Annotated in this window: 1 protein-coding gene; it reads right to left on the bottom strand. The window is 58.9% G+C overall.

Features of this window, described 5'->3' with window-relative positions:
• Nucleotides 1-435: 435 nt before the first annotated feature.
• Nucleotides 436-1524 carry a HAMP domain-containing sensor histidine kinase gene (locus U9R61_RS06675; RefSeq protein ID WP_322488038.1) on the bottom strand — a complete coding sequence of 363 codons (1089 nt, stop codon included), beginning with the start codon at nt 1522-1524 and terminating at the stop codon, nt 436-438.
• Nucleotides 1525-1619 lie beyond the last annotated feature (95 nt).

The raw sequence follows: 1619 nt of genomic DNA, 5'->3' as shown, positions 1-1619 counted from the left end.
CCGCGAAGATCATCCAACTCTCGCAATCAAGGCCGGCGGGCCGCCCGGTGCAATACTTTGATGTTGGGCACCAGACAAACATGATCGCTAGGAGTGATATGAATAGCTCAGCTAGCGCCCATTTTTTCGGCATATAAAGCTCCCCGAACAAGTTATTGATCTATGCCTCTATAGCTAAGCATATAGCAGTCTTACGCGGGTCGTGAAAACCTAGACAACTGACAGTGAGTAAAGCGCCTCAGGAAGCCCGCAGCGTATTGAACGCCTTTGCAACCCCGGTAGGATTGCTATAATAGTCGGAAGCATGTTTCTTCGAATTTTATTCCGTTGAACATGACATTCTTGTGTTTATAATCGCATGGTTATGCAAAATGATCCATGAGGGATGCTATGAATTTTGATCGGAGAAATTGCCACAAAGGTGTATGCCATCCTTTAATCGGTCGCGAGCGGAAGTTTGATTGTCACCGTCGTACCTACGTCAACGATGGAGTCTAAGAGGAGCTCACCGCCAGGGTGTTGCTCGATAACGCCGCGGGCGAAAGCGAGGCCTAGGCCGGAACCAGCCGGCGTGCTCGCGTCCACGTGCCCGCGCACAAAGCGCTGCCCAAGCCGTTCCAGATCTGCCGGTGCGATACCCGAGCCGTTATCCGCCACGGTCACGACAAGGTGGGGCGCAACCGCAACGGCAGTGATGGTGACCAACCCGGCGCCCGTTTTCTGCCGTATCGCGGTGTACTTCAGCGCATTGCCGACAATATTGAGCAACGCCCGCCTCGCCAGCGCCTGATCGACCAGAAGGTGCGGAAGCGTTTCGTCGACCGCGACCGTCAGCTGGATGTTCACGTGCTCTGCCCGGGGCTGAAGTTGTCGGGCTACATCGGTGATGAGCGCTGCGGCTGGGAGCGGTGCAAGCCTCAAGTGCAGCATCCCTGCCTCCAGCTGCGCCGCCGCGACCATTGCGCTCAAGAGCTCGTTTGCGGCGCTCAGCCCCTGACGAGCGACGCCGACCTGATGGTCGAAGTTACCCGGCGCCGCCTCATCTACTAACCCCCGGCTTCGCTGGATACGGGTGAGCGCGAGCAAGGTATCCTGCAAAAAGCCGCTCATGTCGTGGGCGAGCGCGACTGCTGTTTGCTGGTGGTGGATGAGCAACTGGGCCTGTTGCTCGCCAGCCGCCTGTAGCCGACGGTTGGCGGCCGCGAGATCACCATTCAGCTGCTCCAGTTGTCGCTGGGCCTGAGCGAGCTCCTCGTTTTTCTCGCTCAGAATCGCGTTGGCCTGGGCCAACTCGGTCTGCCCCTTGTGGAGCTCATAGGAGTGCACCAACTGGCGAAGGGCGACAGCAACCACAAACCATACGGTTGCGCGCAGCGAACTCGCCGCAACAATTGCCAGGACGACAAGCAGCAGCCCCTGGCGCAGCGCTGGCGGCCAACGGCTGCTCTGCAACGTGGGGGCGATCGGCGCCGCCCGCCACGATGGCACCGCGTGAAGCACCCCGGCGAGGCCAAGGGTCCACATGGTCTGAGAGCCTGTCTAATATTCGAACGGTGGAGGACACATATTCAGGATAGGATTAGGGCGACAGCGTCCTGATGCAGCAAAGCGCCCCTTCG

It is taken from the genome of Chloroflexus sp. (genome assembly GCF_034431535.1).
GTDB lineage: Bacteria > Chloroflexota > Chloroflexia > Chloroflexales > Chloroflexaceae > Chloroflexus.
This window is presented reverse-complemented; position numbering and strand designations above follow the sequence as displayed.